The following is a 22,087-nucleotide window of genomic DNA, read 5'->3' as shown; positions in this document are numbered from 1 at the left end:
AAAAACAAATCCTTTACCTTTACTTACCAATGTTAAGAGATTTTCCAATAGGATTCAATACTCTATTATTGCCCTAAAAGATTAAGAGATGAACGATTAACGAGTATTATACTTTTTTCAGACGAAAGTTGTATGAACATTCCATTATTTCGATTGAGGTTTTGATAAATTGTAGCATGTATTATACGAGTATGATATATAGCTATCACACTATTTACAAATGGAGGGAATATTCATGAATTATGTTATCTTAGGTGCGAGTAAGGGGCTAGGTGATGCTTTTGTTAAGGGCTTACCTGAACAAGGGGACCATGTTTGGATCGTTTCTAGAAGTCGCCCAGTAAGTTTAGCAGTGAATGATGGCGTGCATAGACATTGGATCGAGGCAGACTTATCGTCGAATGATTCAAGCAACCGTATTGCGGACGCGCTCAGAGATGAACCGATCGACGTGCTCATTTATAATGCAGGAATATGGGAGAAAGAAGGATTTGAAGACCATTATGATTTTGAGAAGGATGATCCGAACGATATTGCTAACATTATGTTTGTCAATACAACGTCAATGATCCTATGTACACAGAAATTATTACCGAACCTAAAACAATCAGCTAATGCAAAAGTTATATTAATTGGATCTGCTGATGGAATTGAGAATAACGAAAGTAAACAAGTAACATACGTCGCTTCTAAATTTGGAGTACGTGGTATCGGTAATTCTCTACGTGAGAACTTAAGAAAATATGAAATAAGTGTAACGTGTATAAACCCCGGCAATATTGCAGCAGCAATTCCATATGAAGCAGGATTAGAAAAGACACTTTCCACCTACAAAGGAACAAAAATCCCTGTTCAAGATATCATTTCACTCGTAAAAACGATAACACATCTGTCAAAAGCGTCATGTGTAAAAGAAATAAATATGCCAGCCATGTTGGATACGAGCTCTTAAAATCATTGTACTTTATTTAGAAAATACAAATTTTATAATGAATCTTATTATCTCAAATTAGATCAGTACTAGAGTCCTCATCTATCATTCAAATAGGACTCTAGTTATTCGTTTAACGAAGCGAGAAATTTCCTGACGAAACAACTACATTTAATTCATACTCACCAGAACCGATTGTACCAATAATTTTATCCTTTGAGTTTTCCACATAGTCGACTCCATCAAGCTCTACTATTCCTCTACCTGAACCGCTATTAAAATGAATCGATAATGATGATGGTGTCTTCGTATATTCAATCATAACATCACCACTTGAAGCTTGAGCAGAAATATTTCCAATTGCTTCATCATTACGAATTGTTATATCTCCAGATCGAGTGAACCCAGTTATATTTCCAGTTATATTCGATAAATCAATATGACCAGACGATGCCTCATAATATGAATCCTTTACAGTTTGATCCGATGATTTAATATGTCCTGATGAAGCAGACACATTCAATAAATCCGTAACGATCCCTTTTGTTTCAACATTACCAGAAGATGCAGAGATATCAATTTCTGATACTTTTATCCCATTCGCAACAATGTCCCCAGAAGATGTTTCAATGTTAATCACATCATATGTTTTTTCAGGTAAAGCAACTGTAATGGTTGTATCCATCATTGAAATTCCAGTATGAAAAGGTGTATTTATTTTTTTGAATTGCACTTGTAACATGTCTCCATTGTCCACAATATCTAATTTAAAGTTATCTTGAATACTTTTATTTACTTTTCCGTTCACTTCTATAACAAAGGTATCATCTTCGGATGGCACTACGTGGACATCCCCTGAAGAGAAGTTAATGTTAATATTTTTTATATCTGTATTGTTAACTACTTGTCTTTCATATAAATCTACCAAATTAGAAAATAATTTGTCCGATGGCATATTCATCTCACTTTCTTTTATTTCATTATTATTACCAATCGAATCTTCTATATCTACTGTATTCACAGGTATTTGTTCTGTCGGTTGAGTTGGAACGAGGAATAAAAATACACCGACAAAAAATACGATTAGTACTCCCAGCAATACTTTATTCATGAATTTTCCCTCCCTTAATTTGATTGAAAATATTCTATCAATTACCACATCTACATCATACGATCCAACGGTTAACAATACAATGAAACGAATAAAAATACATAAAATGTTTAAAAATAACATTAATGAAGAGATCAAAGTTCCTCACTAACGTTAGTTTCATTGTCATTTATCTTCTGCTAATAGTTTTGTTAACAGCTTTTCAAATTTATTTGCGCTCATGATTTCATGAGTAATAAATTTTCCATTATAAAATAAACCAAATGTCGTCCAAATGGTTGGAGCGCTTTGGGCTTGTTCTGTTGTTGTTATCATCTTTGTCGAAAAAGGAATTTGATTTTGTTCTGCTACTTCACGTAAGTCATCTAATATTCCAACTGCAAAGGGGCATTGTACAGTGTAATAAATATGTATTCCCTTGTCATGTTCGACAGCTGATCGGCTTTGCCTTTTAAAAGTTGGATCATCTGCTTGTTCATTAAACTTTAACATCATTAATTGAAAATACGGCTCCACTTCATCAACAATTTCAAACCCTACATGTTCGAAAAAACGCGCATCACTTAAATACGGGTACTTCTTCTTACCTACAATATGCACAATCCCATCCATACCACGTGAAATAGCATCTCGCTTACAATAATCTATCAATTGCTTTGCATAACCTTGCTTTTTATATTTTCCAGAAACCCATAAACAATTAATATACATATAGTTTGGTGCATGAATTGGAACCCATGCCCTTTCAGCAGGTACATATTCTATAAACGTCTTTGCTCGCTCATTTAATCGATAGAACACTAACCCATCATCCATTCGCGCACGTAACCATTTCTTCTTCTCACTTACAGCATCCTTATATTGTTTCGCTCCGAGTGCACAGCAAATATGCTCATGTTCAATATTTTCTTTCGTTATTTGAATGAATTCCATTCCTCATCACTCCTTTTCTAACTATTCAATCATTCATGAGTATTCCCTTCTAATATTAACAGATACTTCCTTCAATGGTTGAGTTCCTTTTTTACTCACTAATGGTTAGTTGAAACGTGAAAATTCCGTTCAAGCTATTTATAACTCGAATGTTTTTATTTCAATTTCACCGACAATTGTATAAGATTAGGAATAATATAAAGTGAAACTAGGTGAAGAAATGAACGAATTTGAAACCATATACAACACGTATCGCTCACATCTATTCTCAATTGCATATCGTATGCTCGGTTCAATTTCCGATGCAGAGGATATCGTACATGAAGTATTCCTACATATAACGCAAATTAATATAGAACAAATTACCGATTTGAAAGCATACCTTTCAAAAATGACAAATAATCGGTGCTTGAACCTGTTACAATCAGCTCGTCATCGAAGAGAAACTTATGTGGGCCCTTGGTTGCCTGAACCTAAGATACAAACACTAGACCAACCGTTCGAAAAAATAATAAAGGATGAATCAATATCGTATGCCTTCCTCCTATTATTGGAGCAATTATCACCAATTGAGCGTTCTGTGTTCGTTCTTAGAGAAACATTAGCATATGATTATAATGAGATTGCTAACATATTAGATAAAACAGAGGTGAATTGCAGGAAAATATTCAGCCGTGCGAAACGTAAGTTAAATGGTGTAACTTCGACCAGCCTAACAAATTCTAAGCAAGTTGATTTATTAACAAAAACATTCATACAAGCTTCTGTAACTGGAAACTTCGATCAATTTATTAATACACTTACAGAAGATGTTGTCCTTGTTACTGATGGTGGTGGCAAAGTAATTGCTGCATTGAACCCGATTATATCGAAGCAACGCGTATCAGCATTTTTACAAGGTATTGCTTCAAAAGGAAGTTTCTATGGAGAGCTACAACCAATTATTATTAATGGTCAAAGTGGCGTTTTACACGTTCAAGACGGACAGCCGCTTAAGGCGATTTACTTTGCACTAGATCAAACCGAAACAAATATAAAGAAAATTTATATCATCTCAAACCCTGATAAGTTAAGGCATATCTCGTTACCATTGTAAAAGTAAATAAAAAAGTTAATACTTTTTCACTAGTTATGTCACATTTCAACTCTCTATTTTGTCTTACATAGTGAAAGCAATATTACTTAATGGAGGAGATTGAAATGAAAGAACGTATTAACCTTTACCAAACAGCTCCTGAAGCTGTTAAATTAATGCTACAATTCGAAGAATACAAGAACACAACAGGTTTTGATCCGAAGTTAATTGAACTTATTAAAATCCGTAGCTCACAAATTAACAAATGTGCTTATTGCTTAGATATGCATACGAAGGATGCGCGAGCAATTGGTGAGACTGAGCAAAGAATATATTGTTTGAATGCATGGCGTGAATCGCCATTCTATAATGATGCAGAACGAGCGGCACTAGAATTAACAGAAGCAGTCACTTCTATCTCAACAAATGGTGTCCCTAATCATGTATATGAATTTGTTCGAAAACATTTTGACGAAAAACAATTTGTCGATCTTATCGTGCTAATCAACACGATCAATAGTTGGAATCGCTTAGCCATTTCAGTCAGTAATGTGCCTGGACAATACAAACCAGTGACTCAACAATAAAGTAAGCTATTTTGTAGTATCAGCAACAACGTAAGCACTTCAAACAACCCATCTCCTTGTATTCATATTGAATACAAGGGGATTACTCCAAAATCATATTTTAGCGAAAAACTTTAACGTCTCATCCCATGAATCTTGTGCTGACTGTTGATGATATGAATTAGAGTAAGGATTGCTAAACCCGTGATTACCTTCCATCTTTCTTATGTAAACATGCTCTTTATTACTTAATGTTTCGACTAGTTGATCAACGTCAAATGAGGTTTCTATTTGTGGGAAAAACAATAATGTAGGAGAAAGCGGCAATTGTTGTACATAATCTCGAATTCTTGAACCATAGTAAGCAACTACACCATCTACAACAGCTTCATTACTACACAACCAAGCAATCGTTGCCCCTACACTGTACCCAAGTACAAATACTTTATCGTACTTGTCTTTCAAATCGAACAAGATTGGTTTCAGCTTATTTTTAGCAATCTCAATTCCAACATTTTCTATAAAATTCGTATAAGCGATACTCTCTTGTGAATAATTGTACGGTTTATCTACTTGTAAAAGATTAGGACAGAGTACATCAACATTGTGATCAGCTAACCTTTTACAAACGTCTATCATATGATCATTGACTCCATAGATTTCGTGAACGACGACAACAACAGTATTATGGTTATTTTTTATTGAAATCATCTTTGCTCCTTTATATTAAAGCCATATCGGTAAGTACTTAATCCAATATGACTTCTTTGTTAGGGTGATTAAGAAACTCAAACATTAATTGTATTTGTGACTCTGTATTTCTCATGCGTGATAGCGGTGGCAAATTATCTCTATCGAAGAAATTAACATCATTCGTTTCGATACCTGTTGCGGCATTGCCCCCATAAATCTCACATAAAATGAATAATTTATAATAATGATAGGCTTGAGGTGGATGTGGGTGTTTATGATAGTCAAATACTGCAAGCAGCCTCTTTACAACAACATCATAACCTGCTTCTTCCTTTACTTCTTTCACTACATTTTCAGAAGGCGACAAGCCGATGTCACAAAACCCCCCAGGTAATGCCCATTTCTGATCGTGCTCTTCTTTTACAAGTAATATCTTGTCTTCCTTAAACACGACACCTCGGACATCTACTTTCGGAGTTTGATAACCTGATTCATTCGCAAAGAGATGCTGTATCTTCTCCATTTTCAAATCAGTATACTCAGCTAGTATTTCAACACTTATTTTCCGTAATGTCTCATACCGTTCAAGATCGTATAAATCTTTTGAGAATGCTAAGCCTGCTTGTGAAATGCTTTGGATTTGCTTTGCCCACTCTAACCATTTATGACTCATAAAGTCACCTCCCATCCCTCATCCATATTTTCTATACTTAATTAAGGTTTTAAAATTGAGAACATGTTAACGTCATAGGACCGATCATTTTGACACATGTAATTTCTAAGAACTCCCTCTTTCTCAAACCCTAGTTTTGTTAATAAATTACTTGAGGTCGTATTCTCTAAAAAGACGATAGCACCAATTCGATTTAGATATAGTTTATTGAACCCATATGACATTACTTCTGAAGCTGCTTCCGTTGCATAACCTCTTCGCCAATAATCAGGGTGAAGCTCATAACCGATTTCAGCTCGTTTATGCTTAAGGGATAATGCGTTAAATCCAATTGTTCCAATTAATTTCTCTTCTTCCTTCAACTCAATGCCCCATCGTATGCCCCGTTTGTCATTATAACTCTGAGCAAAAAACTCAATAAATTGTTTAGCTTGGTCAAGGCTTGTTAGTGGCTCTTGTCCATAGAATCTTGTCACATTCTCATTAGCAAAAACATTGTATACATCTTGCACATCGTCATTGACAATTTCTCTTAACAAGAGCCTTTTCGTATTGAGTGTTGGAAACATATTATCCCCCTTAATCGAATCATCTATTTAGTTCTCATTACATAGTGATTTACACTATCATATGAAAAATCGACTTACTTTTCTTGTACTTTAAATGAAAATAGTTGTTCGACTATCAATCTAATAAAGGTATTACATACACAACAGGTACTTCATATGGGTGAATGTCATTAATAACTTTCTTAACGTTATTGATTTCTTCATATAGACAATGGAATTCTACCTTACATTCTGTACCTGTTGAAATTTCTCCTACTTCTCCATCAAATGGAGTTGCTCCCTCTAAAGGTCTCCAATATCCTTTTACTTCGGAATATGACATTACATTGTCATACAAGCCTATTTTAAGAACACCGATGTTATTCAATTCGGTTCGTAATTCATCAATGAACACTTCTGGAATAAGCACTTCTACCTTTACATATTTACAATTCATTTATAATCTCCTTACTAATTACGTTAGTTTGTCTACTCATCTGGCCAACCTATTACAAATGAAGTCAACATCAAACGGTTAGATAACTAGCAATTTTTTTAAATAATATCAATAAATTGTTAGTTTATTCAACAAAAATTGATAGATTAGAAGTTTGTTCAGTCCATGATGAGTTACATCCAAAACAAAATGATTAGATAGTACTTTGTATTTAGTCACACATGACAAATTGAAAAGTTAGTAACTTTTTCTAAATATACCCTTTACAAATTTTTCATTTATAAGATATAATTCAACTGTATTAAGATATACAACACAGTCAACACACATCAAACATTAATAAGGAGGTTAAAAATGTTTGAATTAGATATTCGTAGTCGAAAAGCAATCTATGAACAGCTCGTTGACAGAATCAAAGAGCTAATCATTAATCAAGTGTTACAACCTGATGAGAAGTTACCATCTGTTCGAATGTTAGCGAAGCAACTAACGATTAACCCCAATACAATTCAAAAAGCATATCGAGAGTTGGAACAACAAGGATACCTATATTCGATTCAAGGAAAAGGTAGTTTTGTTGCACCTGTTGAGGTCATGCATAATGAAATGAAATTAAATGAGGTGAAATCACAATTGTTGAAGTTAATATCAGAAGCTGTCTATCTTGGATTAACAAAGGAAGACTTGCTTACGTTATATGAAGAAGCGAAGCAGAAGATGGAAGGAGGAGATGAGAACGATGATCGAGATTCATGACGTATGGAAGAAATTTGAGCGTGAAGATGCCGTAAGTCAATTGAATTTATCAATTAAGACAGGTGCTATCTATGGCCTACTCGGTTCCAATGGTGCTGGTAAAACAACGTTGCTAAAAATGTTATCCGGCATTTATTATCCTGATAAAGGCTCACTTCAAATTGATGGCGAAAATGTGTTTGAAAATCCGAATCTTAAACAACGTGTCATCTTCATTCCTGATGCTCTCTATTTTCTACCTCAATCAACGATTAAACAGATGGCAATCTATTATCGATACTTTTATAAAAAGTGGAATCAAGAACGATTCGAACGATTACAACAAGTATTCGGGATTGACGTCAACAAAAAGGTGCATCGCTTGTCAAAAGGCATGCAGAGGCAAGTTGCGTTCTGGTTAGCTCTATCTGCTATGCCCGATGTATTAATTCTTGATGAACCAATTGACGGTTTGGACCCTGTCATGCGCCAAAAGATTAAGAATCTACTATTCCAAGATACTGCCGAACGAAACATGACCGTCATTATCTCTTCTCATAACTTAAGAGAAATCGAGGATATTTGTGACCACGTTGGTATTATGCATAAAGGTAAGATTGTCATTGAAAAAGATATCGACGACTTAAAAGCTGATACACACAAAGTTCAGGTTGCCTTCCAAGAAGACATAGATGAAGAAGAAGCAATTAAGAGTTTACAAGTTTTACATAAAGACCAACGTGGAAGTGTGCATCTCTTTGTCGTTAGAGGGAATGAACATGAAATTAAGGAACACATTCAATCATTCAAACCAATCGTATTCGATTTATTGCCATTAACGTTAGAAGAAATTTTTATTTATGAAATGGGGGATGTCGGTTATGAAGTCGAACATATCCTTATTTAATCTAGGAATTATTAAGCAGGATTTCAAACAACACGGCTGGCTTAGTATTATTTATTTATTAGGTTTACTATTTTCTCTACCGTTACAAATGATCATGATCGATAGTGATCCACCAACTAATATCGCAGAACGTATCGAAACATTTTTTGATATCGGATTAGAAGTCCTAATAATTTTCTTATATACTGTACCAATCTTAGCAGGGATATTTCTGTTTCGTTATTTACAAACGAAGGATTCATCCGTTATGGTGCATAGTCTTCCAATAAAACGTGGAAGTCTTTACATCAACCATGTTATTAGTGGGATGCTTATGCTCATAATTCCTGTGCTTATCACTTCTGTCGTTACTTGGGCAGTTAGAGGAACGATCTCTTTTGGTGAAAACTTTACATTTGGAGAACTTCTATTATGGACAGGAATTGTAACATTGTTAACGGTATTTCTGTTTGCATGTTCTGTATTTGTAGGAATGTTATCCGGTATTTCCGTTGCACAAGGTATCATAACTTATATAGTATTGATGCTTCCTATGGGTTTACTTATTTTAATTGCTGAGTTACTTAACAATATGCTCTATGGTTTTTCAACAAGGTTTTTAGTTGAAGATACAGCTATAAAATGGTCTCCGTTAGTTCAGTTTGTAGAACTTTATGATAAGAACAATCCATACTCACACACTGAGATTATCATTTATATCATACTTACAGTCATTCTGTTTATTGCAGGCTGGTTATTGTATAAGGTTCGCCCTCTTGAAGCGGTAGGGCAAGTGTTAACATTTAAAGCCTTAAAACCTATTTTTAAATACGGTGTGACTTTTTGTACAATGCTTCTTTCAGCAGTTTATTTCTCTCAACAGGATATTAGTACCGCTTGGGTTGTGTTTGGATATATTGCCGGAACAATAATTGGTTATCTTGTCGCTGTAATGGTACTTGAGAAGTCGTGGCGTGTATTTAAAGCTAGAATGCTCATCGATATCGTCGGTTATGGGCTTGTTATTGCAGTAGTAGTTGTTGCAATCAAAGTTGATGTGTTCGGTTATGAAACGAAGATACCAGAGACTGCAGAAGTGAAAAATGTATACTATGGTTCTAATGTATATAGGTTTAAAGAGAAACTTGAAGAAGGAGAAAACCCATTTCATTCAGACGAACAGTATATTAACGATATTCTCAGTCTTCATCACAAGATTGTTAATGAAAAAACTGAATTTAATGAAGAGGAATTTGGATACCGTGACCTTGAACGTTCAACTATCGTGTATGAACTTGAGGATGGAAGCATGGTAGCAAGAGAATATGTTACTCCTTTAACTGTAGTTGCGACTGAGTTAAAACCTATTTATGAATCAGAAATTTACAAGAGAAACGATTTTAATTTCGATCTCCTGGATAAAAATATAGGATTATTGCGTTTGTCTGGTCGTCATGTTGATAAAGAGCTTAATATTTATGACCTTGAAAAAATTAATGAATTTAAAAAACTATTGAGACAAGATATTCTTTCTCTGAAATATGAAGATATGATTGCATCTCGACCCGAATGGGGGGATTTTGAGATTACAGTTATTGATGATGGTAATGTCGATTATGATTATTCAAGGCATTACGATTGGGATAAAAGGTATAAAGGTATTGAAAATTGGATGAAAGACAACGGATATCTTGAACAAGTTAGAGTTATGGCGAACGATATCGTGAAGCTGGAGATTGCACAAATCAATCAAACTGAAGAGGAATTTTATGATTCAGATAAAAAGTTTGATGAGATTACAGATAAAGACAAAGTCATTAAAATTACAGAAACTACTCAAATGGAACAATTATTAAATCATTCTCATTATGGATATGGAAAATACGTAATTCTGGTTACTCTGAAAAGCGGGCGATCATTCACTGAACAACTGGATGAAACTCATGTGCCAGATTCTATTAAAAAAGCATTAGAATAAGGTTATCTGATTCACAACCACCCCCCTACTCAATCAAAATATTAATAAAACCTTTAAACATAATACAACAAAAGGGTGTCTCCAAAGGAAAAGAAAAACTTTGGATGACATTCTTTCTTTTTAAAAGCCAGATTTCTAAACTAAAGAAGAAAACGGTAACAGAGGATGGTAAAAATAATGTGTCTTTTTATAAAACACAGTTAACTAATTCTCCCGCTAGTAAGGTTGTTGCATTACAGGGGCATCATTATCTTCATTGGACTCTTTATAAGGAAATAAGCAAAGAAGTTAATGAATTGACAGAATTTCTTGCTACAGAGTTATAATACAAATTAGATAACCATTCTTCTATTCGAAAGGGGGCTTGTATGCTGACTTTCACAAGTGGTTTTATCTAAGTACTGATAATATCTACTTTGAGAAAAGTAAATTATATATTGTCGTACTAGGGATGAAGTTGAATTTTGACAAAAATGAAATGTTATGTTGGGAAATAGCAGTCGAAGACAAAATAAAGAATCGTTTGTATTATTGTTCAGAAAAGCTTAAAGATCCAAAAAAAGAAAAGCTTAAAAATTTTCGTCATACTGATAAATATTTCAGCTACGATAAAGAATGTAGCCATGTAAAAAAAGAAGATAGAAGGCATTATCGCTCAAAATGCAAGCAATTAATGCGAGAAGGTAAATACGATAAATTGACGAAACATGTGAAGACAAGTGGATGGCTAACTTGGTAGAAGGATAATTCCCCTTTTTATTGCTAATTAATTTCATTTAAAAGGCGTGTTATGCATAGTGTTGTTTAAGCTACATAAGACGTCTTTTTATCTTTATATCCTATCAATCACACTCAGGTGGTTCCTAGATAGAGCTCATATCGTAATTCATAACAAACTACAGCACTAGGTTCACCTTCTGATTTCAATGTTTACATTTCACCACATCTTCTACCTCTACTAACATGTATATGGTAAACTTTTCTATAATAAATGGACTGGGGAGATTCATTATGGAAGTGTTGAACAACTACATAAAAGCGACGAACACGCACAATTTTGATGAAGTTAGAAAATTACTTCACCCTAACGCAACCTACTTTTTCACAGATAAGACGTGTACGACTCTCGAAGAAATTCAATTATACTTTGAAAAAGCTTGGACAGTAATAAAAGATGAGAACTATGAAGCACATGATGTAAAATGGCTCTATACAGAAAGCAATTCCGCTACATGCACGTATACGTATTTCTATGAAGGATACTACAATGGAGAATATACGAGTGGACGTGGCAGAGCGACAAATGTATTCGTCAAAGAATCGGATCAATGGCTTCTCATTCATGAGCACTTAAGTCCACTTCCAAAACGAAACTGATTTGAGTAGCAGTTATTCCAATATATATGCCTTTATATTAAAAGGGAGATGATCGAATTGTTACGTGGGGAGAATATTTACTTAAGACCTTTTAAACTTGCAGATGCAGCAGAAAGACTTCAATTACAAGAGCGAAATCGTGCGTTTTTTGAACAATTTTCATTTGAAAGATCTACTGATTTTTATACGTTGAACAAGCAAGAAGAATTAATTATAAACAATGAAAAATATGCAGAACAAGATGTTTCGTACCAATTTGGTATATTCAAGCACAGTGATCAACTAATCGGTACGATTGATTTATTCCAAATTCAACGTGGCTCTCTTCAAAGTGCTTTTATCGGTTATTTCTTAGACAAAGCTCAGAATGGAAAAGGTTATACAACCGAAGCAGCACAGTTAGTCGTGAACTATGCTTTTGAGGAGTTACATTTGCATCGTATTGAAGCTGGTGTGATGCCACACAATATCGGTTCGATTCGAGTATTAGAAAAAGTAGGCTTTCATAAGGAAGGCATTGCAAAGCAAAGTGTCAAAATAAATGGAAAATGGGAAGATCATCAAATGCTAGCCATTATCAATCCAAATGATTAAGAAATACAAACAATCAGTGAGGACGGTTAGCTCCCACTGATTGAATCTTCACATCATTTCCTTGACAAACAACACTCTATCTTGACCTAAACCATCGTAATTCGTATGAACCGATACACCATTAACTTCACGATCACCTTTTACAATTTCAAATCCCATCTTCGTATGATAGGCAATTGATCCTTGATTAACTGGAGATGTAATCGCACGAACAAACTTTCTCTCATATTCTTTTACAACGTTGAAAAATTCAGTATAGAGTCGTTTACCTACATTATGTTTCCGATGTTCAGGGTGAACACCAACGAAATGGATATATGCATCATCTGCGTATGTTTGTGATAAAAAACCAATTAAGAAACCGACAACCTTCCCATCTTTCTCTGCGATAAAACTTGTATTGTTAAAATGAACAAAAAAGAGCTTAGGCAACATTTGCGCCATTTGCCTTCCTCCCCACCATTCATTTATTACAGGTGAGATGACTTCGTAATCTGTACTTTTGGCTGTTCGAATATTGATCATTTTATCCGCTCCTATATAAAATGAATAACTGCATCTATAATGTTACAAGACTCGTATGAGAAAATTCTTTCCTCAAACATATCAAGTTAAATCAAATGAATACGCTTCAGTTACCTCATATACGACTTAAAATATAATTGTTACGATGGGAACAATAAATATTAATAATAAACCAGCCGTCATAAGTTGAATGTACTTCTTGCGATTAATTCCTATTCTTAGTTCCCAAAGCCCTAGGATAATCATAAAAATCCCCGCAATTTGAAAGACCGTATTAAAAAACATTACTGTTGAAATCATGGTTACTACCTCCTCATCAATTAAAGGCTAGCGTTTAAGTCACCTTTTCATATATGGTTTCATAACTACTATCCTATCAACTATGGTATACTATCATTTGTAAAAATGGAAATATACGTTTTATTTGGATGTATTAAGAAACCTCAACTCTTACTATGAGGGGGATATGAACTTGCATAGGATTTTCGACTTTTTTAAAAATTTGTTTTTAGATGTATGGGCAATGTGGAAAGGCTTTATATATGGCTTTGTGCTGTTCAGTCTATTTTTTCTAATTGGTGGTTTCTTCATTAAAGGAATTATATTTATAAAAAAATTAATATTTTAGATTTTTAGCATGATTGATAACAAGAGCAATAATAAACCATTATTTAACGTATCATACACCTACTACAGCAAAAACTCTCCTTAAATATAGGAGAGTCAAATTAGCATCATCATGTACACAAATTCATTGGGTCGCTACTTTCACATTTGTTTCCATCATACGTATTATCCATCGGATTTCCCTCTACTTGAATATCAAATGGTTCGTTCAGTTTTAACTTATTGAACCTGATCGTGTTATCAAACGCAGTATCTCCAATAAAAATTCCTGATCCTAAGCCTTCAGCACCGTTATTACGAACGATATTCGAATCGATTACGTTATTCAAGTCTTGAAAGTCTTCTACCCCAGTACTAATTCCAACACTTAGATTATTACATACCAAATTATTAATGACATTATTTCCGTCATCATCAATACCAATTCCTCGATCATTTTTAATTGCTGTGTTACCAAACAAAATATTGAAGTCTCCATCTATATCGAATCCGTCATCAACATTTTCAATAGAAGTATTGTTTATAAATCGGTTACTATCTCCATCAATCTCAAATCCCTCAATACTATTTTTAATGCTCTCACAGTTAATAATACAATGATGAATGGTATTTATATCAAATCCATCTCCACTATTAAATGAAGCAAAACAGTTTATAATTAGATTATTTTCACCATCAATTTCATAACCGTCATCACCATTAAGTTTTGATTCAACTTCTTCCAAGATGTTGTTATTTGAGTTAACATTTATTCCGTTACTATCAATTCCTGTTGTAAATCCTTGAACTGTAAATCCTTTTAGTATCGTTTGATTCGCATTTACTGTAATCCCATCATTTGTTCCAAATGACGGGTTGCCTGAAATTATCGTTTTACCAATCCCACAACCAAAAATCTTCAACCTTTCCTTCGTTACATCAAATCCATCAAACGTACCTGCTAGAATCTGTATCGAATCTCCAGGATTTGTACCAGGATCATCTATTGCAAGCTGCACGGTAGGAAAATCAGTAGGTACAACGTGTATCGTCATCATTATCACCTTCTTATAAATTTTAAATATATTAAATTATATGTAGACTAAGTACCCTTCGCTTGTACTTCATATAGAAATATACGTTTGACCAAAGCAACCGTAGCAAAACATAAAAATGTACAGCTGACTGTGTAAAAAGAAGATCTTATTCATCAGATACGACAAAAAAACTCTCCTTAAACGTAGGAGAGTTCTTACTTGCATCAAGTACACAAATTCATTGGGTCGCTACTTTCACACTTATTACCATCATACGTATTATCAGCAACATTTCCCTCTACTTCAATATCAAAAGGTTCGTTCAGTCTTAATTTATTAAATCTAATTATGTTATCGAATGCTACATCATTAACAAGTATACCTGATTGTGACAATTCCTTGCCGTTATTACGAACGATATTGGAATCGATTACGTTATTCGTATCTTCTACATCACCACTACCTACACCAATTCCAATTCTCCGATTGTTACAGACCAAATTATTAATGACACTATTACTGTCATCATCCACACCGATTCCTCGATCGTTTTTTATTGTTGTATTGCCGTATACAATATTAAAGTCATCATTTAGATCGATACCGTCATCAACGTTTTCTATAGCTATATTATTGATCACTTTGTTATTCTGTCCATCAATATCAAAGCCCTCCTCACCACTTCTAGTGCTTTCACAATTGATAATACAGTGATGATCTGTATCAATATCAAATCCATCCGCAACATTCGATGAGGCAAAGCAATTTATAATTAAATTATTTTCTCCATCAATTTCATAACCGTCACCACTGTTAAGCCTTGACTCAATCTCTACCAAAATATTCGTATCATTATTTACCTCAATACCATCGCCTACCGTAAATCCTTGAATGGTAAATCCCTTCAAAATTGTTTGATCTGCATTCACTGTAATCCCATCGCTTGCAGCAGGTGACGGGTTTCCTGAAATTATCGTCTTGCCAATTCCACAACCAAAAATCTTCAACCTTTCCTTCGTTACATCAAATCCATCAAACGTACCTGCTAGAATCTGTATCGAATCTCCAGGATTTGTACCAGGATCATCTATTGCAAGTTGCACGGTAGGAAAGTCAGTGGGAACTACGTGTATCGCCATTACTATCACCCTCTTATAAATTATGAATATACTAAATAATATGTGTAGTTAGTACACTTCGCTTGTACTTCATATAAAAATATACGTTTGACCAAGTCAACCGTAGCAAAACATTAAAAGCACACTCTTCATACATTTTTTCTTAATAATTCTATGATAGACAGTCTATTTTAAGGTTCTTATAGCTGTTAAGTAATGACAGACACTTATAAGGGTGTACAGATTACTACGATAAAAATGCTCTTAATTTGTCTAATAAGACAAAAAAACTCTCTCTACACGTAGGAGAGTCTAATTGTTGAATTAAGTACAAAGACCATCAGGAAAACTATTCCCACAAATATTCCCATCGAATGTGTTATCCATAACATCACCCACAACCTGAATATCAAATGGCACATTGTTCTTCAATTTATTGAAGCGTATAATATTATCATCTGCATTATCTAGAACTAAGATACCCGATCCGATTCCTCCTGTACCATTGTTTCGTACTATATTAGAATCAATAACATTTTCAACAGTAAATTCATCATCACCAGCTGTTAGAAAAATCCCACTTTGTTCATTACCACATACCAGATTTTCAATTATGTTATTGTTATTAGATGAATCATCCATTTCAATACCATCACTGCCATTATTCAATACTTTATTTCGAAATAACGTATTTGAATTACCATTTTCAACATCAAATCCATCAGCATCAGCTTCTTTGGATATATTATTTATAAATTTGTTGAAGTCTCCATTAATTTCAAAACCTTCGTCGCCATTTCGAATGCTCTCACAATTAATGACACAGTGATGATTTGTATCTAGATCGAATCCGTCCGCTCCATTAAATACAGCTGAACAATCAATAAGGAAATTGCTCTCACCATCAATTTCAAAACCATCAGCATCATTCATCTTAGACTCAATCTCTATCAAAATGTTGTTATTTGAATTCACCTCAATACCGTCACTATCAAACCCCTCTATAAATCCTTGAACTGTAAACCCCTTCAGTATCGTTTGATTAGCATTCACTGTAATCCCATCAGTATCAGCAGGTGACGAATTCCCTGCTATAATCGTTTTGCCTATTCCACAACCGAATATTTTCAACCTTGGTTTATTAACGTTAAATCCATCAAACGTACCTGCTAGAATTTGAATACTATCGCCTGCTACAGTTCCAGCATCATCTATCGCTTGTTGTACCGTAGGGAAGTCTGTCGGTACTATATGAATCGCCATTTTGCAACACCTCTCATTAAATTCAAAGTTACTACATCATATGAAAGATAGATTACTTTTGCTTGTACGTTAGAAAGAATTGTATGACTGTCACATTTTTCAGTTACTACAAAAAAACTCTCCTAAAAATTTGGAGAGTTTTCACGTACACAAGTTATCCGGGAAACTATCTTCACACTTATTCCCATCATAGATATTATTCGCCACGCCTCCTTCAACTTGAATATCATAAGGTACATTCAGTTTTAATTTATTGAACCGAATAACATTATCGAGTGTGTCATCTTCAATGAGAATTCCTGAACCTCCAGTATCATCAATTCCATTATTTCTGATGATATTGGAATCAAGTATATTTTGTTGCGAGTTTGAAGTTATGATTATTCCACTTTCTACATTGTTACATGAACGGTTATTAATAAGCGTATTATTGGATTGACTTTGAATTTCAAACCCAACATCCCCATTTTTCAATGATGCATTACTGAAAAGAATATTAAAATCACCGTCAATATCGAAACCGTCATCATCATTTTCTGTAGAAATACAATTTATTAGTTTATTATTTTCGTTATCAATATCAATGCCGTTGTCCCCATTATTGAAACTTCTGCAATTAATCACACAATTATGATCAGCATCTAATTCATATCCATCAAAAGTGTTAGTTGATGTAGAACAATCTATAACTAAATTATTCTCCCCTTCAACGTCAATGCCATCATCACCATTGAATTTTACCTCAATATCCTTTAGTACATTATTAAGTGTATTGATCTGTATACCATCACCAGCAAATCCTTGAATTGTAACTCCTTTCAATATCGTTTGATTAGCATTAACTGTAATCCCATCATCTGATGCAGGTGACGGGTTCCCTGCTATTATCGTTTTGCCTATCCCACAACCAAATATCTTCAATCGTTCCTTTGTAACATTAAAGCCATCAAATGTACCTGCAAGTATTTGAATGCTATCGCCAGCATTTGTTAGGGCATCATCTATTGCCGCTTGTACCGTCAGAAAATCTGTCGGCACTACGTGTATTGCCATCATCATCACTCCCTCTTTAAATTTAGGAATCACTAAAATTATATGAGAGGATAGTTTACTTTGCTTGTACGTTATGGCATACATTGAAAATTAATCAAATGACTTAATTATTGCAACGAGAAAAAGGTACGTTTCAAATGAAACGTACCTTTTTTCAAATCTATTAATTATTTAGGTGCTACCATTCCATACTTCGCCCATTCATTTTTCGATGGACCATAAATTCCAGGTACTTCAAGTTCAGCTTGTCTCATTAAAATCGTCATTTGTCCACGATGATGTGTTTGATGATTGATTAAGTATGAAAGAAGTACGCCCTTTGTCATATTACGACCGAAGAAGTCTATCTCTTCTAATAACATCTCATCTGTCACTTGTGTTTGTAATGCTTCCTTAAATGCTTTCGAAGCATTTACAAAACCTTCCGCAATATCCTTTGCAGAAGTAGGTACAATCCAATCTTCGCTTGGTGCTTCAAAATCTAGCTCTACTTGAGAGCTTAGGTTTTTAACCGATGTAACGATATGCCAAGCGATACGCCCTAACGACCAGTTCCCTTCTGCCACTTCTTGATGTAATGATTCATCTGTAAGATGATTCAGCACGTTTGCTGTTGCTCTCTCCTCATATTCCCATGCTTTCATAAAATCGTCTAATTGTCTAAACATCTAAATTCCTCCTAATCTATCATACATAATAATCGTCCACATTTTAAGCTATTATAAGAGAATGAAAAATAGAATAACAAATTCTAGCTATGCTATTATTTTGATCGGAATATACAAATCTACAATTGCCTTTCCTTCAGGGTCAGCATTTGGATTATTCAAGCAAAACTCTAAAATAGGTCTATTGTCTATTTCATATTCACTAGTTGGTAACCACTGCGCAAAAATCGCTTCATAAGCTAAACTGAACTTATCCAGTGTATCACGAAACTCGTACATTACATATGTGCCACCTTTAAGGTGTTGATAATTTACTGGAGCTTCATCATTCTTCTCGAATCCCTTTGGAAGTGTGATACATGCGTCATAGCGACATGCATGTTCATCGACAAACTGAGGATTATCTAGTGAAATACCGATGAAATATTGAGTATCATAGATTCCCTTCTCACTTGCCCATTTTGCCAGTTCAGACCAAGCCTTCGAAGTTTCAGAGTAACTACCTACATGCCTCACATACGCTACTTCATAATCAGGAAGTTCCTTAATCTCTAGATTCATTACCACTCCCCCTTTTTTATGATGGATCGATTAATATTATTAAGATTTCTACCATTATTATCGAAATCCCTGCTGTTATTCATAACAATTCTCAAACCTAATCAATGTTTATTTGTGAATCCCCTCTGATTTTTTCGCATCGTTTAACAGTTTTCGCTTTGTCATTGTTTCCTCTTTCTATGCATATTTTTCCAACTGTGCTACAATTTAATTATCCATATAATGAAGGGACTGAACTATGCGCAGATAACAATATTTTCAATCCAACGATATAACAATAATGGAGGTGAAAGTATTGATTTCGCAATTATTTACTGAAAGGTTACATTTAAGGAAAATGAACGTGTCAGATTCACGTAACTTATTTCACATTTGGTCTGACCCTGACGTTACGAAATTCATGAATATCAATAGTTTAACTGAAGAAAGCCAAGCGCTTGAAATAATCGAACTACTTGATAAATTAGACAAAGATAACAAAGCTACTCGTTACACGATCATTGAACAAGATACTAAAAAGATAATTGGTACTTGTGGCTTTAATTTCTTAGACTTTGAACATTCAAAAACTGAATTAGGGTACGATATAGCTAAATCAGCTTGGGGGAATGGATACGCTCCAGAAGCCATCCGTTCTTTATTAGATCATGCTTTCAATAACTTAGGTCTAAATAGAGTCGAAGCAAAAGTCGAACCAGCTAATATTAATTCGATAAAAGTTTTACAAAAATTAAATTTCACTTTTGAAGGCACACTAAGACAATATGAAAAATCTAAAGGAAAATTTGTCGATATTAATATGTACTCATTATTAAAAGACGATTAATTTTCATTTTATGAGCCAATATTTCTTTGAAATATTGGCTCCATTTAACTGTTTTAACTCGAAAAAATTTCGATAGCCAAAACATAAATTGCTCTTGTTAATAAGATCATCATTAACAAATTATTACACAAGATTGGAGCATTTTTTATGTACGGGAACGCCATTACCTTTTACAAATTCAAAATAAACTCTCCTTGTTAAGAAGAGTTTTGGACTACCAATTAAGTACAAATTTCAGGTGGAAAGCTGCTATCACACTTATTTCCATCAAAGATGTTATCATTAACACCTCCATCAACTTGTATATCAAACGGCTCATTTAGTTTTAATTTATTTAATCGTATAGAGTTATTGAAATCCAGAGCCTCGACTTTGATACCTGAACCACTTCCCGAGATGCCATTGTTTCTTATAATGTTGGAATCAATAATATTTTCGTCATCATCTACACTGATTCCCATCCTGAGATTGTCACATACCATATTATTAATGATGTTGTTGTTCGCATCATCTGCAGCAATTCCCCTATCATTATTTCGCACTGTATTACTAAATAACGTATTAAAATTCCCGTCAACATCGAAACCGTCATCGACATTTTCTTTCGCAAGATTGTTTAAACATTTATTAAAATTCCCATCCACACCAAAACCTTCAACCTTATTTTGGAAACTATTGCAGAGCATAATAGAATTATGATTCGTGTCAATATCAAAGCCATGAGTACCGTTAAATGAAGCCAAGCAATTAATAACTAAGTTATTTTCACCATCAATTTCAAGCCCATCATCAGCATTATGGTTTGAATCAACCTCTTTTATCACATTGTTATTTGATATCACATTAATACCATCATTAGTAAATCCTTGAACCGTTAGCCCTTGAAATATAGTTTGGTCTGCATTCACGTCAATACCGTTACTACTAACAGGAGAAGGACTCCCTGCAATAATCGTCTTTCCAATTCCACACCCAAATAACTTCAGTCGCTCCTTCGTTACATTAAATCCATCAAACGTCCCTGCAAGTATTTGGATACTATCACCAGCATTAGCAGCATCTATTGCCTCTTGCACCGTTGCAAACTCTGTCGGTACTACATGTATTGCCATTTTACACACACCTTTCAGCAAATTCTTAGTTACTAAATCATATGAAAGATGTACTTACGTTGCTTGTACTTTGGTTGAAAATGTATGCTGAATTATTCCCAATTATTGAATTCTCTTCATGAAACCTATTATTCAACATGCTTTTTGGGTAACCTTTTCCTTCTTTAAAACTACCAATTGTTAAAAACATTTTTATTTCTGTATAGACATGAAAGATGAAGGATCTAGCTGTTCACTTTCAATCACGATTGCAGTCAAGCCTTGCCCTGTTTTCGTTTCATGCCATTCACCTTTCTTCCAAAAGACAGCATCTCCAGATTGAACTTTGAAGTACTTTTCCTCTTCACCACGAACGTATCCTTCTCCATTCATAATAAGAAGCAGTTGCGGTACAGGAGCTTGATGATAACCTACAACACCATTTTCCTCTAAGTACATACAGCCGATATGTGCTTTCTGTTCAGTTTGAATGATACGAGACATAATGAAATTAGAATCGAATTTAGTAATCTTTTTTCCTTCTTTTTTACTGAAATTATAAACCTCCATAACATACCTCCTAAACTAGTTTGAGTAATAAATTATACTTCAAGAAGATCTGAATCCCCTGCTTTCTTCTTACCTTTAATCATTATTAAGAAGTTTCTTTCTTGATTATTCTTTATTGAAAGATTTAATCAGTGAATAACCTGCTACTACCATCCCCAAACGTAACTCATCGTGAGCACCTATAAATAATTTAGGAATCTTAAAATGAGATG

At 34.1% G+C, this 22,087-nt stretch carries 27 protein-coding genes; 11 read left to right on the top strand and 16 right to left on the bottom strand.

What is annotated here, in order from left to right:
* The first annotated feature begins 235 nt into the window (after positions 1-235).
* Complete coding sequence (locus BFG57_RS01745; protein WP_069715741.1) at positions 236-952, top strand: SDR family NAD(P)-dependent oxidoreductase; 717 nt, start codon at positions 236-238, stop codon at positions 950-952.
* Between the two features lie 112 nt (positions 953-1,064).
* Here the strand turns inward: BFG57_RS01745 and BFG57_RS01740 are convergent, their stop codons facing one another.
* Positions 1,065-2,042 (bottom strand): DUF4097 family beta strand repeat-containing protein, encoded by a 978-nt coding sequence (locus BFG57_RS01740; RefSeq protein ID WP_069715740.1) that lies wholly within the window; start codon positions 2,040-2,042, stop codon positions 1,065-1,067.
* Between the two features lie 165 nt (positions 2,043-2,207).
* Positions 2,208-2,975, bottom strand: coding sequence for a GNAT family N-acetyltransferase (locus BFG57_RS01735; protein WP_069715739.1), 768 nt, complete (start codon positions 2,973-2,975; stop codon positions 2,208-2,210).
* A 202-nt stretch (positions 2,976-3,177) separates the two neighbouring features.
* Between BFG57_RS01735 and BFG57_RS01730 the strand changes: the two genes are divergently transcribed.
* Both BFG57_RS01730 and BFG57_RS01725 read left to right on the top strand, forming a co-directional pair.
* Complete coding sequence (locus BFG57_RS01730) at positions 3,178-4,071, top strand: RNA polymerase sigma-70 factor (RefSeq protein ID WP_245676684.1); 894 nt, start codon at positions 3,178-3,180, stop codon at positions 4,069-4,071.
* A gap of 104 nt (positions 4,072-4,175) precedes the next feature.
* Complete coding sequence (locus tag BFG57_RS01725; RefSeq protein WP_069715738.1) at positions 4,176-4,637, top strand: carboxymuconolactone decarboxylase family protein; 462 nt, start codon at positions 4,176-4,178, stop codon at positions 4,635-4,637.
* 93 nt (positions 4,638-4,730) lie between these two features.
* On the opposite strand, the gene BFG57_RS01720 is transcribed toward BFG57_RS01725, so the two are convergent.
* The 4 genes from BFG57_RS01720 to cutA all read right to left on the bottom strand — a co-directional run bounded on the left by BFG57_RS01720 (position 4,731) and on the right by cutA (position 6,987).
* Entirely contained in the window at positions 4,731-5,327 is a 597-nt protein-coding gene (locus BFG57_RS01720) for a dienelactone hydrolase family protein (protein ID WP_069715737.1), read from the bottom strand.
* Between the two features lie 37 nt (positions 5,328-5,364).
* A complete protein-coding gene (locus BFG57_RS01715; protein WP_069715736.1) occupies positions 5,365-5,982 on the bottom strand; it encodes an NUDIX hydrolase in 618 nt (205 codons plus the stop codon).
* Positions 5,983-6,023: 41 nt separating this feature from the next.
* The gene (locus BFG57_RS01710; protein WP_069715735.1) at positions 6,024-6,551 is read right to left on the bottom strand and encodes a GNAT family N-acetyltransferase; all 528 of its coding nucleotides are present in this window, start codon (positions 6,549-6,551) and stop codon (positions 6,024-6,026) included.
* Between the two features lie 115 nt (positions 6,552-6,666).
* Positions 6,667-6,987, bottom strand: coding sequence for a divalent cation tolerance protein CutA (gene cutA, locus BFG57_RS01705; protein WP_069715734.1), 321 nt, complete (start codon positions 6,985-6,987; stop codon positions 6,667-6,669).
* Positions 6,988-7,341: 354 nt separating this feature from the next.
* Between cutA and BFG57_RS01700 the strand changes: the two genes are divergently transcribed.
* The 7 genes from BFG57_RS01700 to BFG57_RS01670 all read left to right on the top strand — a co-directional run bounded on the left by BFG57_RS01700 (position 7,342) and on the right by BFG57_RS01670 (position 12,557).
* Positions 7,342-7,743: a GntR family transcriptional regulator gene (locus tag BFG57_RS01700; RefSeq protein ID WP_069715733.1), complete on the top strand. Its 402-nt coding sequence runs from the start codon at positions 7,342-7,344 to the stop codon at positions 7,741-7,743.
* A complete protein-coding gene (locus BFG57_RS01695) occupies positions 7,727-8,629 on the top strand; it encodes an ABC transporter ATP-binding protein (protein WP_069715732.1) in 903 nt (300 codons plus the stop codon). The genes BFG57_RS01700 and BFG57_RS01695 overlap by 17 nt, the downstream gene beginning before the upstream one ends.
* The gene (locus BFG57_RS01690; protein WP_069715731.1) at positions 8,604-10,586 is read left to right on the top strand and encodes a hypothetical protein; all 1,983 of its coding nucleotides are present in this window, start codon (positions 8,604-8,606) and stop codon (positions 10,584-10,586) included. The genes BFG57_RS01695 and BFG57_RS01690 overlap by 26 nt, the downstream gene beginning before the upstream one ends.
* Positions 10,587-10,690: 104 nt before the next feature.
* Positions 10,691-10,912, top strand: coding sequence for a hypothetical protein (locus BFG57_RS01685; protein WP_069715730.1), 222 nt, complete (start codon positions 10,691-10,693; stop codon positions 10,910-10,912).
* 152 nt (positions 10,913-11,064) lie between these two features.
* A complete protein-coding gene (locus BFG57_RS18220) occupies positions 11,065-11,325 on the top strand; it encodes a hypothetical protein (RefSeq protein WP_139125033.1) in 261 nt (86 codons plus the stop codon).
* A gap of 272 nt (positions 11,326-11,597) precedes the next feature.
* Positions 11,598-11,963, top strand: a complete 366-nt coding sequence (locus BFG57_RS01675) for a YybH family protein (RefSeq protein WP_069715729.1) — start codon at positions 11,598-11,600, stop codon at positions 11,961-11,963.
* A gap of 57 nt (positions 11,964-12,020) precedes the next feature.
* Positions 12,021-12,557, top strand: coding sequence for a GNAT family N-acetyltransferase (locus BFG57_RS01670; RefSeq protein ID WP_069715728.1), 537 nt, complete (start codon positions 12,021-12,023; stop codon positions 12,555-12,557).
* Positions 12,558-12,605: 48 nt separating this feature from the next.
* On the opposite strand, the gene BFG57_RS01665 is transcribed toward BFG57_RS01670, so the two are convergent.
* From BFG57_RS01665 to BFG57_RS01635, 8 genes are all read right to left on the bottom strand, one after another.
* A complete protein-coding gene (locus BFG57_RS01665; protein ID WP_069715814.1) occupies positions 12,606-13,079 on the bottom strand; it encodes a GNAT family N-acetyltransferase in 474 nt (157 codons plus the stop codon).
* A 129-nt stretch (positions 13,080-13,208) separates the two neighbouring features.
* Positions 13,209-13,382: a hypothetical protein gene (locus BFG57_RS18750; protein ID WP_175428246.1), complete on the bottom strand. Its 174-nt coding sequence runs from the start codon at positions 13,380-13,382 to the stop codon at positions 13,209-13,211.
* A gap of 437 nt (positions 13,383-13,819) precedes the next feature.
* Positions 13,820-14,743, bottom strand: a complete 924-nt coding sequence (locus tag BFG57_RS01660) for a right-handed parallel beta-helix repeat-containing protein (RefSeq protein WP_069715727.1) — start codon at positions 14,741-14,743, stop codon at positions 13,820-13,822.
* 206 nt (positions 14,744-14,949) lie between these two features.
* The gene (locus BFG57_RS01655; protein WP_069715726.1) at positions 14,950-15,864 is read right to left on the bottom strand and encodes a right-handed parallel beta-helix repeat-containing protein; all 915 of its coding nucleotides are present in this window, start codon (positions 15,862-15,864) and stop codon (positions 14,950-14,952) included.
* Between the two features lie 303 nt (positions 15,865-16,167).
* A complete protein-coding gene (locus tag BFG57_RS01650) occupies positions 16,168-17,106 on the bottom strand; it encodes a NosD domain-containing protein (RefSeq protein ID WP_069715725.1) in 939 nt (312 codons plus the stop codon).
* A 141-nt stretch (positions 17,107-17,247) separates the two neighbouring features.
* Positions 17,248-18,159, bottom strand: coding sequence for a right-handed parallel beta-helix repeat-containing protein (locus BFG57_RS01645; RefSeq protein ID WP_175428245.1), 912 nt, complete (start codon positions 18,157-18,159; stop codon positions 17,248-17,250).
* A gap of 167 nt (positions 18,160-18,326) precedes the next feature.
* Positions 18,327-18,827, bottom strand: coding sequence for a DinB family protein (locus BFG57_RS01640; RefSeq protein WP_069715723.1), 501 nt, complete (start codon positions 18,825-18,827; stop codon positions 18,327-18,329).
* An 87-nt stretch (positions 18,828-18,914) separates the two neighbouring features.
* Positions 18,915-19,388 carry an AraC family transcriptional regulator gene (locus BFG57_RS01635; protein WP_069715722.1) on the bottom strand — a complete coding sequence of 158 codons (474 nt, stop codon included), beginning with the start codon at positions 19,386-19,388 and terminating at the stop codon, positions 18,915-18,917.
* 295 nt (positions 19,389-19,683) lie between these two features.
* Between BFG57_RS01635 and BFG57_RS01630 the strand changes: the two genes are divergently transcribed.
* Positions 19,684-20,214, top strand: a complete 531-nt coding sequence (locus BFG57_RS01630) for a GNAT family N-acetyltransferase (protein ID WP_069715721.1) — start codon at positions 19,684-19,686, stop codon at positions 20,212-20,214.
* Between the two features lie 221 nt (positions 20,215-20,435).
* Here the strand turns inward: BFG57_RS01630 and BFG57_RS01625 are convergent, their stop codons facing one another.
* Positions 20,436-21,326, bottom strand: coding sequence for a right-handed parallel beta-helix repeat-containing protein (locus BFG57_RS01625; RefSeq protein WP_069715720.1), 891 nt, complete (start codon positions 21,324-21,326; stop codon positions 20,436-20,438).
* Between the two features lie 192 nt (positions 21,327-21,518).
* A complete protein-coding gene (locus BFG57_RS01620) occupies positions 21,519-21,875 on the bottom strand; it encodes a cupin domain-containing protein (RefSeq protein ID WP_069715719.1) in 357 nt (118 codons plus the stop codon).
* Positions 21,876-22,087: the final 212 nt, after the last annotated feature.

Origin of the sequence: Bacillus solimangrovi, from assembly GCF_001742425.1 — a bacterium.
GTDB lineage: Bacteria > Bacillota > Bacilli > Bacillales > Bacillaceae_N > Bacillus_AV > Bacillus_AV solimangrovi.
This window is presented reverse-complemented; position numbering and strand designations above follow the sequence as displayed.

Bases quoted from the DNA above. Each gene is read 5' to 3' on its own strand.
- BFG57_RS01745 (WP_069715741.1), top strand. From the start codon at position 236: ATGAATTATGTTATCTTAGGTGCGAGTAAGGGGCTAGGTGATGCTTTT.
- BFG57_RS01740 (WP_069715740.1), bottom strand. From the start codon at position 2,042: ATGAATAAAGTATTGCTGGGAGTACTAATCGTATTTTTTGTCGGTGTA.
- BFG57_RS01735 (WP_069715739.1), bottom strand. From the start codon at position 2,975: ATGGAATTCATTCAAATAACGAAAGAAAATATTGAACATGAGCATATT.
- BFG57_RS01725 (WP_069715738.1), top strand. From the start codon at position 4,176: ATGAAAGAACGTATTAACCTTTACCAAACAGCTCCTGAAGCTGTTAAA.
- BFG57_RS01720 (WP_069715737.1), bottom strand. From the start codon at position 5,327: ATGATTTCAATAAAAAATAACCATAATACTGTTGTTGTCGTCGTTCAC.
- BFG57_RS01715 (WP_069715736.1), bottom strand. From the start codon at position 5,982: ATGAGTCATAAATGGTTAGAGTGGGCAAAGCAAATCCAAAGCATTTCA.
- BFG57_RS01710 (WP_069715735.1), bottom strand. From the start codon at position 6,551: ATGTTTCCAACACTCAATACGAAAAGGCTCTTGTTAAGAGAAATTGTC.
- cutA (WP_069715734.1), bottom strand. From the start codon at position 6,987: ATGAATTGTAAATATGTAAAGGTAGAAGTGCTTATTCCAGAAGTGTTC.
- BFG57_RS01700 (WP_069715733.1), top strand. From the start codon at position 7,342: ATGTTTGAATTAGATATTCGTAGTCGAAAAGCAATCTATGAACAGCTC.
- BFG57_RS01695 (WP_069715732.1), top strand. From the start codon at position 7,727: ATGATCGAGATTCATGACGTATGGAAGAAATTTGAGCGTGAAGATGCC.
- BFG57_RS01690 (WP_069715731.1), top strand. From the start codon at position 8,604: ATGAAGTCGAACATATCCTTATTTAATCTAGGAATTATTAAGCAGGAT.
- BFG57_RS01685 (WP_069715730.1), top strand. From the start codon at position 10,691: ATGACATTCTTTCTTTTTAAAAGCCAGATTTCTAAACTAAAGAAGAAA.
- BFG57_RS18220 (WP_139125033.1), top strand. From the start codon at position 11,065: ATGTTATGTTGGGAAATAGCAGTCGAAGACAAAATAAAGAATCGTTTG.
- BFG57_RS01675 (WP_069715729.1), top strand. From the start codon at position 11,598: ATGGAAGTGTTGAACAACTACATAAAAGCGACGAACACGCACAATTTT.
- BFG57_RS18750 (WP_175428246.1), bottom strand. From the start codon at position 13,382: ATGATTTCAACAGTAATGTTTTTTAATACGGTCTTTCAAATTGCGGGG.
- BFG57_RS01660 (WP_069715727.1), bottom strand. From the start codon at position 14,743: ATGACGATACACGTTGTACCTACTGATTTTCCTACCGTGCAGCTTGCA.
- BFG57_RS01655 (WP_069715726.1), bottom strand. From the start codon at position 15,864: ATGGCGATACACGTAGTTCCCACTGACTTTCCTACCGTGCAACTTGCA.
- BFG57_RS01650 (WP_069715725.1), bottom strand. From the start codon at position 17,106: ATGGCGATTCATATAGTACCGACAGACTTCCCTACGGTACAACAAGCG.
- BFG57_RS01645 (WP_175428245.1), bottom strand. From the start codon at position 18,159: ATGGCAATACACGTAGTGCCGACAGATTTTCTGACGGTACAAGCGGCA.
- BFG57_RS01640 (WP_069715723.1), bottom strand. From the start codon at position 18,827: ATGTTTAGACAATTAGACGATTTTATGAAAGCATGGGAATATGAGGAG.
- BFG57_RS01635 (WP_069715722.1), bottom strand. From the start codon at position 19,388: ATGAATCTAGAGATTAAGGAACTTCCTGATTATGAAGTAGCGTATGTG.
- BFG57_RS01625 (WP_069715720.1), bottom strand. From the start codon at position 21,326: ATGGCAATACATGTAGTACCGACAGAGTTTGCAACGGTGCAAGAGGCA.
- BFG57_RS01620 (WP_069715719.1), bottom strand. From the start codon at position 21,875: ATGGAGGTTTATAATTTCAGTAAAAAAGAAGGAAAAAAGATTACTAAA.